Here is a 10,199-nt window from a genome sequence, read left to right as displayed (position 1 = left end):
CTACAACCCGACGCGTCGTCATTCGACGCTCGGCTACGTCAGTCCGATAGAGTTCGAGAAAGCTCAAAAAGCTTAGGTCGGTGTCTATGAGACCGGCAGCAGCCCAGCCTGTCCACCTGCGCTCGACGGAGCCTCGATCGACGCCGTGGCGACTGGCGTCTCATGGCTTCGCGGCATGAGGTTGTTCAGCACCATCTCCAACTCACGCAAGTTGACTGGCTTGACCAGGTAGTAGTCCGCGCCCAGGCTCAGGCCTCTCAAGCGATCGTTGGCGATGCCTCGGGCCGTCAACATCACAATGCGCATCGCGCTTCGCGCGCGCAGGCGGGCCAATACGGCGAAGCCGTCTTCGCCCGGCAGGTTGACATCGCACACAACTGCATCAAAGTCGTGGCGTGCCAGTTGGGCGTCCACTTCCTCCGCGCTGGCAACACCACGCGCAAGCATGCCGACACCGTTCAGGTAGCGCAAGACCGTGTCGCGCAAGTCCTCGTCATCCTCAATAACAAGCACGCGATTCATTGGCATAGGCCATGTCCCTTCAACACGGACGCGGCCAGCACAGGGTCAGAGTTGCCGCCGCCTTTTGCGCAACCTGCACGAGGCAGCGTCATTGTCACGATGGCCCCGCCCTCACGCCGATTCGCCGCCACGACGTTGCCGCCATGAAGCCCGGCAATGCGCTGCACCATGTGCAGACCCAATCCGATGCCGGGCACGCGTCGCACACCTTCCGCGCGATAGAAGCGGTCGAATACATGGGGCAGGTCCTGCGGCCTGAAGCCAGGCCCCGTGTCCAGGACCTGGATGTCCACGCGCGTCCCAACATCCGCAAGGCGCGTACGAACCTCCACGCGCGAGGTGGCCGGGGCGTACTTGAGGGCGTTCGTCAGGAGATTGTCCAGCGCAATATGCAAGAGCGTCTCATCCGCCAGCACCACGACGTCCAGCGCCTCAAGCTTCAAGTCGATCCGGTCATGGGCGTTGCCCTCGTTGTGCTCATCCACTTTCTCGTGGAGCAATTCCGCTAGCCGGATCGGATGGCGACTCATTGCCTCGCTGGACGCCTCCAACCACTGGTCCGCGAGCAGGGTGTCCATCAGGTCACTCATGCGCGACACCGTGCGAGCGATCTTCTCCGCCTCCCGCTTGACGTCTTCGCGCGCCAGGCCGATGCGTTCCTCCGAAAGAATCTGTGCTGCACCGCCGATGGTGCCAAGCGGCGTGCGGAACTCATGGGACACCATCGCCAGCATTGCCCGCTGCTCGCGCATTGCCATGGCCAATTGGTTGTGCGTCTGGTGGTGCTGGTCAATTTCCTGGCGCAGGTCTTCGGTGCGTTCGTTCACCCGCTGCTCCAGTCGTTCTCCATGCCGTAGGGACAGCGCGAGCGCGCGTCGCTCGCGGTGCCGCACGCGCCAACCCAGGGCAAAGAAGAAGGCCAGGATGTGAATGATGGCGCCGATGGCGTAGCTGTACTGCGTCGCTGTCGTATAGGGCAACCATTGCAGGTTCTTCGCGAAGTGCTGCACGCCGATCGCGAGATACACGGAATATCCCACCAGGCTCGGCCAAGCCTCGACTTTGCGACGCACCAGCACCGCGCACAGCGATACCACGCACACAGAGAAAGCAACCCAGAGCAAGTTCAGCGGCAACCCAATGTACCGATACCCCCCTGCAGTTGCTGCGACGCACGCAACACCGCACACCACGGTCAGCGCCTTGAAAACAAGGTCCATGCGCGGAAACTGGCGCCCCATATCGAGCATGCTGCGCGCGAAGGCAAAGGCTGCAGCGGTGTGCAGGCAGACGGAAAAGCTATGCAATCGCACCGCCACGACCGGACTCTCGAGCAGACCCAGAGCAACCGGCAGATTCTCCGCGGCAGCAAACAGCAGACCAAGTGTCGAGAGATAGCCGGCGTAGGCGATGAACCTGCGGTCCGGCACGGCAATGCCCATCAGCAAGCTCACCGATGCCAGCAGCAGCACCATGCCGATGACCGCTGCGCTTCCGAAGGTGATTTTCTGCTGCGCGCCCGCCAGTTCGCGCAACGACGACACGCCACCGATGAGGCTTAACGCGCGGTCGCCGGCCAAGCGGATCCATACCCAGCGGGGCTGATCGTCGCGAAGCTCCGGCAGGCGCACGGCAGGTAAGGTGCCAGGCCACTCGCGTGAGAGAGTCGGTCGCAGACCGCCGAGTTCGCGATGGATCAAGCCGGCTTCTCCAGGGCTGCCGGTAGCAGGCAGCCACACATCCATGGCGTCCACGTAGGGAGAACTCAACCTGAGCCACCAGCCGCCTTCGATCGGCTGGGCGATTTCTTCCTGAGACGTCTGGATCTGAAACCGAACCCACCAAGCCCCGCGGGAAAATCCGCCGTTGAAGCCACCTCGAACTGGCTGGAAAAGCCTGGCTTGCGCTGACGCTGCAACGTCCTGCTGAGTGAGCTTGCCCGAAGCGTCGTGGTAGACCTCAAGATGACTATCGAAGGCGCGTTCTGCGGCCGGTGACCTTGCATCGAGGCGAAGCACGGAGGCTTGCGATTCAATGTTGGTGCCAATCAACAACAGCAGCACCACCGCGAAGCCACTCACCGCGCGCATCAGACGCGAGCAGCTCGACAACACACCTCTGTGCCGGTTGAACATGTCACTGTAGCGCGCATGCGCCGTGAGTTCGGTCACGTCGGCCGCGCCTCCGCGTCGCGAGCTTCCATCTTGAAATTGTCTCCCTTGCTTTTTGTCCCCGCAGTCACATTTCTCGGCCACGCGCTCGAGTTCGGTCGCGCGATTGGCCGCAGTGAGACCATGCCATCCGGGTGGCATTGACGCGAATTCTCCAGCGATTGCTTTGCGGACGCACCTTGCAATTTCTTGCATCGACGCACTAGAAGACTTTAGGCTTAAAGCTCCTTTCGATGGCCATTGCAGTTTGGCGAAGCGTGCCGACCTCGGATTCGTGAATCTGCACTCTCGAGGCGGCGCATTGGGGCCGGCATGCAGACCGTGCATGGCATGCACCCACTGCAGATCAGGGGAAAAAAGTGGTGAGTCGATAGATCCTGAGGAGCCGGAGCTAAAGGCCAGAGGTAGGCCGCCAACCTCAGCCACTGGAGGTGGTCAGGTTCCAGTCACTCCGCGGTCCTAATCTGCCGCTAAGAAATCTGCTTCGTCGCGCCTCGTTCGCGGGTCTGCATTTTTGAATCGGGGGTCAGGCCAAGCCACGCGGAGAGCCTTCATGGCCTGGGAATGCGCGGGTGCAGCAATTTGCCGACCACACTATCCGACAAGCGTCGTCATGCGAATTCTGATTGTTGAGGGATCGCGGGAACTGGGGGATTACCTCAAGAGCAACATCGAGGAACGTGGATATGTGGCCGACGTGGCGCGGGACGGCATAGAAGGCCGAGCGTTCGCCTTCAAATTCCACTATCGCGCTTGCATCCTCGACGCACACGTCTCGATCTCGAGACCGGAGCCCCTCGCGCTTCTGAGAGACATCCGCCACCGAAGAAGCTTCCCCATACTGGTCATCACACTGCGCGACAAGCTTGCCGATCGGCTTTCGGCATTCGATCTCGGAGCGGACGACTTTATGGTCAAGCCATTCTCGTTTTCGCAGATCTGGGGCCGGCTCCAGGCGCTTTTGAAACGCGGCCCACACAACGCCGACTGTCTGCGAGTGGCCGACTTGGAGGTCAACCTCTTCAGCCGCGTTTGCGTGCGAGGTCAGACACGGGTGAATCTGACAGACTCGGAATTCATTTTACTTGTCGAGCTCATGCGGCGGCACGGCCAGGTTCTTTCTCGAAGCATGCTCGCGCAACGGCTGTGGGGTATGGACGCCCCGAGCGAGAGCAACGTCATCGACGTCAACATTCACCGCATCCGCAGCAAGGTCGACGATCCCTTCGAAGTGAAGTTGTTGCACACCGTGCGCGCCATGGGTTATGTGGTCGAAGACCGATCGGGATGGTGACGCACGCCCGCGCATCGGCCTGGCTGCCCGATCGGCACGGCCCGCTGCAGCCTGCGTGTCTGGGCTGACAGGCCATTCATAACTTGGACCGGCGCCAGCTCGGGAGAAGAAGCTAATTCACCTTCGAGCTCCGCAGCCGGGCGCGTATCAGCCTTGTGCTCTGGCTGCGTTGCGCAGGTCGCGCACCTGATCATGGTTCTTCTGGACGCCATCTGCTTGACGCTGCTCGTTGGAGCGCACATGAAGGCATTGGCGGAGCAAAGCTGCCCGTCGCGATGGAAACAGCGGCTGCGATTCCCGACAGCATGGAACGACGTGCCAAAGAATCTTGCCCACACGCGCGACGCGAAGCTGACGGCCTGGGGTCACCGTCACACAGCGCGTCGTACGCATGATGCGTCTGGCAGGGGACTGCCAAGACGTGTCACCACATACTATCCTGATTATTTCTTGCCGGCACCCGCAGCCTTCGAGCGCCGGCAAAACTTGGAAGCCGGTTCCCCAGCTCCGGCGTTGCCGAGCGCACCTCAACATCGGACGCTGTGTGGCAAGGCCCGTGATTGCGCGTGTCGGCCATCCGGAGTCGCTGCCTATGCCCACACCTCATCCCAACGCACGCGAAGCGGGGATTGCGGACGATTGCTTCTGTGCGCCGTTCTCACGTCGCTCTTGCTTCGCGTGGTTCGGTGCAGAGGCACAGCGCAGCGTAGCTCAGGTTCGCATGGGCCCCGATACCGTTCCCGTTGCCGTCGCTACCACTTCACCCGCACGCCCAGCGAGCCGTTGACAGAGCTCTTCACCTTCGCATTACCCCCCGATGCCCACAGCTTGCCCAGCTCGCCGTACAGGCTCGTCGACTGGCTCAACGCCAGCGTGAAGCCCCCCGCCAGCTCGGAACTCGTGCCGCCCGTGGGCGCCGCGATGTCCGTGGTGGTGGCGCCGTTGACGAAGCGCGCGATGTCCGCGCCGCTCGACGTCTTGTAGACGTTGAAGCGGCCATACGGCTGCAGCGTGCCCACGCCGGTGTCGAGCTGGCCCTTCAGCCGCACGCCCGCCCGCGCGATCCAGCCGTTGTCGGCCTGCGGCTGCACCACCGCACCGGTGATGACGGAGTTGCCCAGGTCCATGTGCTGGTGGATCAGCTGCAGCTGCGGCTCGACGCTCCAGCCGCTGCCGCCCAGCGCGAAGGCCTGGCCCACTTCGATGGAGCCCAGCAGGCTGTTGCCCTTGCCGCCAGTGCCGAAGCCCAGCAGCGGCTCCACCGTGTAGCGGTGGCGGCCCGACTGCACCACGGCGTCGGCGTAGAAGCCGCTGTCGCCGGTGTAGGTGCCGTACACGCCCACGTACTGGCTGCGCAGGTCGTTGCGGCCCACCGCCAGGTTCTGGATGCCGCTGGCGAAGCCCCTCACGCGCGCGTCGCCGTCGAGCTGGCCGACGTACAGGCCGGCGCGCCAATTCGATGTGGCCAGCAGGTCGGTGCCGGCCTGGAAGCCGGTGAGCCGGCCCTTGCTGTTCGGCGACACGGCGCCGCCTTGCTGGATGTCGATGTCGGTGGAGAGCACGCGGGCCCAGGCGCGGCGGTCCGAACCCGTCGGGGCTGTCGCCGTGCCCTTCACATCGTCATCGCCCACGCGCTTGCGCAGGTCGCCCAGCATCGCGAGGTTGCCTTGGCGCAGCTGGCTGGGCAGCGAGGCGAACAGCGAGGCTTCGGGCCGGTAGGTGACGATCGGCACGCCGGGAGCGCCCGGGCTGGTCGGCGACGTCGCTGCAGGAATGCTGGAGCGCAGGAACCAGTTCTCGCCCGCGCCGCTCGCGTCCGCCGCGTACAGCCGGTACTCGTAGGCACCCGCATCGACATGGCCGCCCGCCAGCGCGAAGGCGTCCTTCGTGGTCTGCGCGGTGGTGGTGGCACCGCCTTGCGCGGTGACCACCTCGATGCCGTTGCCCGCGGTGAGCGCGCCCAGGCCGCCGAGGTTGGTCACTTGCACGCTGGTCTTGCCGCTGGCGGTGCCGCCGTTGATCACCAGCCGGTCCGAAGGGCCGGTGCCGCTGAGCGCGGTGCCGAGTTTCAAGACGCCGTTGTTGCCGACGTAGTTGCCGTTGACGGTGAGCGTGGTGCCCGCCACTGCGCCCACCAGCGACACGGTGCCGCTGTTGGCGAGCGCGGCCACGCTCTGGTTGAAGCCGGCAAGGTCGAGCGTGGCGCCAGCGGCCACGCTGTGCGCCGATGCCGCGCTGAAGGTGTTGGCTGCACCCGCCTTCAGCGTGCCTTGCGCGACGTTGGTCGCGCCCGTGTAGGTGTTGGCGCCCGACAGCGTCAGCGTGCCCGTGCCCTGCTTGGTGATGAAGCCGCCGCCGCTGATGGCGCCCGCGAGGGTGGCGCTGAAGGCGCCGGTGTCGATGACAGGATCGTTCTGGCCCGTGAGCTTCACGGCGTTGGCGAGCACCACGCCGTCGGCGCTGAAGCCCAGCGTGGTGTCGTCGTCCATCGACAGCGCACCGGTGCCCAGCGCCAGGCTGTGGCCGACGTTCAGGCGGCCCTGGCGCAGCGACGTGCCGCCGGTGTAGGTGTTGGCGCCCGAGAGCGTGAGTGCGCCGGTGCCGACCTTGACGAGCGAGCCGCCGTTGCCGGAGATGACGCCGGAGACTTCGGTGTCGGTGTTCAGGCCGCCGGTGGTCAGTGCTTTGGTGCCGAGGAGCACGTTGCCAGCGCCCGACAGCGAGCCGATCGATACGCCGTTCGCCCCGAGCAGGCTGATGCGCACGCGGCCGCCCGCGTTGTTGATCACCGTGGCCTGGTCGGCCGTGGCGGTGTCGAAGAAGTCGACCAGGCCGCCAGTTTCGTTGACCAGCGTGGCTTGCCCGGCGGAGCCGGTGTCCAGGAAATCGGTATGCCCGCCGGCGAAATTGGTGATGTGCGCCTTGCCGGCGGTGGCGGTGTTCCACACCGTGGTGCCACCGCCGCGATTCTCGATAAAGGCGTTGCCGGCCGTGGAGCTGTCGGCAAACGTCACGTTGCCGCCCGCGGCAGTGACCAGGGTCGCGCTTCCAGCCGAGCTCTTGTCCTTGAACTCCACGTAGCCGCCATTGATCAGCCCGTCGCGCGCAGCCATGGCAATGCTCAGGTTGCCGGCATCCGCGGTGCCGCGGAAAACCAGCCCGCCACCGCCGTTCACTGCCACTGCGCCAGTGCCCAGCGCGCCGCTGACCATCGCGTTCAAGGTACCGCCATCGATGGCCGTACCGCCCGCATACGTGTTGGCAGACGCCAGCGTCAACGTGCCGACCCCGGTCTTGACCAGGCGGCCCGGGCCGCCCACGACATAGGTCACTTCCAGGGTGTTGAACGCGCTGTCGACATCGAGGGTGCCGCCACCGGCGCCCAACGTGATGCCGCGCGACAGCGTGCTGAACGCCGAGCCGGTCACCTTGAGCGCGCCGCCGTCGAAGGTGAGCGCGCCCGCTGCATCGCCCAGCGTCGCATCGTTCGCGACCGACAGCGTGCCGGCCTTGAGGGTGGTGCCGCCGGTGTACGTGTTGGCGGCAGTGAGTTCGAGCGTGCCCGCGCCCGTCTTCTGAAGGCCGTCAGTGCCCGCGATGACGTTGGCGATGGTCGCGGTCCAGGCTGCGCTGCCTGCGCTGCCGTCGCCCACGCGCACTTCGACCGGGCCGGGCGATGCCTTGGTCGCCGCCAGCGTGAGGGTGTCGCCCGACAGCCGGTAACCGTCGCTCGCGAACTGGATGCCGCTGGCGGCCACCGCGCCGTCGGTGTTGTCGACCGCTACGTTGCCTGCCGCGCCCCCGAAGATCGCGAAACCCGGCTGCGGCTGCATCGGTGCGGTGGTGGCGCCGTTCGCGTCGCTCCAACTGGCGCCTGTCGTGCTCCATGTGCCGTCGCCGCCGCCCAGCTGTCCCGGTGCGGCCATGCCGTTGCCGTTCCAGAAGGTCAGCGTCAGGCTGGGGTCGACGTTGACGACATTGATCTTCTTGCTCGCCGTCAGGTACTGCAGCGTCAAGCCGGTGCCGGGTACAACGCCGAACGCGATGCCGCCATTGGTCTGGCTGAGTGTGCCGGTGTAGCTCAACAGGTTGTACAGGCCGGGGCCCATGCCGCCGGCGTTGCTCAGGTTCAGCGTGGCGCCGTTCAGCGACAGGTTGCCGCCCACCGTGACGCTGTCGCTCAGGCCGGCCACGGCAAAGCTGCTGCCCGGTGCGCCGAGTTCGAAGTCGAGCACGCTCCCCTTGTCCAGCGTCAGGTCGCCATTGACCGCGAGCGTGCCGACGGAGTTTCCAGGCGCCAGGTGCGCGCCCGAGGCCAGCGCCACGTTGCCGCCGATCGTGCCGTGTCCGCCCAGCGCCGCGCCGGAGTCGACCTGCACCCCGCCCGCCAGGCTGGCCTTGGAGCCGGCAGCTCCGCCGACCACCAGCTTGCCGGCCTGCACGGTGGTGCCGCCCGTGAACGTGTTGATGCCGTCCAGCGTCAGCGTGCCGGTGCCCTGCTTCACGAGCGAGCCCTTGCCGTCGATGACGCCGTTGAAGAGCGTGTCGTTCGACGCGTTCGTCGCGAGCGTCTTCACGCCCAGCGCCACGCCGCCGCTGCCTTGCAGCGTGCCGATGCTGGCGCTGCTGCCGGTCAGCCCCGCGATGTCCAGGATGCCCGAGGCGCCGACGCTCACCGCGCCGTTGGCCAGCAGCGAGCCCGCGCCTGCGAGCGCCAGGGTGCCCTTGTTCACCTGGGTCGAGCCGCTGTAGCTGTTAGCCCCTGTGAGGGACTGTTTTCCGCCGGTTAGCGTCAGGCCGCCGGTGCCGGTGATGGCGCCCGAGAACGTGCCGGAAGCATTGGTCAGCGTGAGCGTTTGCGAGCCCAGCGTCACGCCGCCTGCACCCGACAGCGACTGCACCGACGCGCCGGCGGTCGCGCCCGAAATGTCGAACTTGCCCAGGTTGGCCACCACCACGCCGCTGGAGGCGGCGATGCTGCCGGTGCCGGTGAGCGCCAGGGTGCCGCCTTCGACGGTGGTGCCGCCGGTGTAGGTGTTCTGGCCCGACAGGGTCAGCGTGGTCAGCCCATGGCCGTAGCCGCTGGTCAACGAACCCGCGCCGCTGACGACGCCGCTGAAGTTGCCGGTGTTGACCAGCGCCGCGGCGGCGGTGGTGGTGCCGGTCAGGAGTTCGCCCGCGCCCTGCAGGTTCTGGATGTAGGTGCTGAAGTCGTTCAGGTCGATCCTGGCGCCGGCGTCGACCGTGGTCGATGTCAGAGCGCCCGTCCAGTTGCCAAAAGACGCATCGCTTGCGCGCAAGGTGCCGCCCGCGACGCGCAAGGTCGGGACCTGGTTGGTGGCGTATCCGCTGCCGGACGGCTGGGACCATTCCACCGTGCCCGCGTCCGACTTGCTGCCGAACACCAAGCTGCTGCCGGCCTGCAGATTCATCGGCGTGTTCAACGTCAGCGTGGTGCCGGTGGCGGCGGCAATGCCCGACGTGCCGCTGACGCGCATGAGGGGGCTGGCCAGCGTCAGGTCCGCGGTGCCCACCAGGCTCCCGCCGGACAGGAAAATGACACCCGTGCCCAATGCCTGACCGTTGCCGAGGCGCACCTCGCCAGCGTTGATCGTGGTGCTGCCAGCGTAAGTATTGACGCCAGACAGTGCAAGCGCCCCCGCGCCTGTCTTCACCAAAGAGCCGGAACCGGACAGCACGCCCGACAACGTCGCGCCATAGCCGTTGGTGTCGATCGTAGAACCGCTGCCCGAGAGCGTAGCGTCCATGGCGCTTACCAGCTCACTGCCAATCACTCGCAGCGTGCCTCCGGACCAGTTAAAGATTCCAGTAGCGCCGGGGTTTGGGCCCACCAGTCCGTAGATGCTCCCGGTCTCCACCGTACCGCCGGCGTTGAGATTCAGTGTGCCCTGGCCACCGGGCTGCAACCCGATTTCTATCGAACCCGTTCGCAATGTTCCGCCATTCGAAACTGTCAGGGCCCCTTGCCCGGCGGTACCCAACACCAAGCCTCCGGTGCTGAGTAAAGAGTTGGTACCGTCGACAAGCACGGTCGACGAACCAATGTCACCGACAAACGTCTTGGTGATGGACAGCTTGCCGCCACTCGTCACGGACAGAGAGCCTGGCGCGCCCCGCCCGATCGATACGTAGTGGCCCTGAGCATTGGACCCGTTGCCCGAGACCAAGGCCGTGCCAGGGCCGTAGATCTC

At 65.7% G+C, this 10,199-nt stretch carries 4 protein-coding genes; 1 reads left to right on the top strand and 3 read right to left on the bottom strand.

All coding sequences use genetic code 11. The annotated features are described in order from the left end of the window. Nucleotides 1-84: 84 nt before the first annotated feature. Nucleotides 85-522 (bottom strand): response regulator transcription factor, encoded by a 438-nt coding sequence (locus tag AB6807_RS31865; protein ID WP_371087704.1) that lies wholly within the window; start codon nucleotides 520-522, stop codon nucleotides 85-87. After that, the gene (locus tag AB6807_RS31860; protein WP_371087703.1) at nucleotides 519-2,693 is read right to left on the bottom strand and encodes an ATP-binding protein; all 2,175 of its coding nucleotides are present in this window, start codon (nucleotides 2,691-2,693) and stop codon (nucleotides 519-521) included. Before AB6807_RS31860 ends, AB6807_RS31865 begins: the two co-directional genes overlap by 4 nt. A 613-nt stretch (nucleotides 2,694-3,306) precedes the next feature. Here AB6807_RS31860 and AB6807_RS31855 point away from each other — a divergent pair. Beyond that, the gene (locus tag AB6807_RS31855) at nucleotides 3,307-3,987 is read left to right on the top strand and encodes a winged helix-turn-helix domain-containing protein (RefSeq protein WP_116914379.1); all 681 of its coding nucleotides are present in this window, start codon (nucleotides 3,307-3,309) and stop codon (nucleotides 3,985-3,987) included. 752 nt (nucleotides 3,988-4,739) lie between these two features. Here AB6807_RS31855 and AB6807_RS31850 read toward each other — a convergent pair. Continuing rightward, complete coding sequence (locus AB6807_RS31850; RefSeq protein ID WP_371087713.1) at nucleotides 4,740-9,755, bottom strand: autotransporter-associated beta strand repeat-containing protein; 5,016 nt, start codon at nucleotides 9,753-9,755, stop codon at nucleotides 4,740-4,742. Between the last annotated feature and the right edge of the window lie 444 nt (nucleotides 9,756-10,199).

Origin of the sequence: Variovorax sp. RCC_210 (genome assembly GCF_041355175.1) — a bacterium.
GTDB lineage: Bacteria > Pseudomonadota > Gammaproteobacteria > Burkholderiales > Burkholderiaceae_C > Variovorax.
Note: the sequence above shows the minus strand (reverse complement) of the source record. Positions and strands in the feature narration are given on the sequence as shown.

What these genes read in the sequence shown, in the direction of transcription:
- AB6807_RS31855 (WP_116914379.1), top strand. Translation starts at nt 3,307, where the DNA reads ATGCGAATTCTGATTGTTGAGGGATCGCGGGAACTGGGGGATTACCTC.
- AB6807_RS31865 (WP_371087704.1), bottom strand. Translation starts at nt 522, where the DNA reads ATGAATCGCGTGCTTGTTATTGAGGATGACGAGGACTTGCGCGACACG.
- AB6807_RS31850 (WP_371087713.1), bottom strand. Translation starts at nt 9,755, where the DNA reads ATGGACGCTACGCTCTCGGGCAGCGGTTCTACGATCGACACCAACGGC.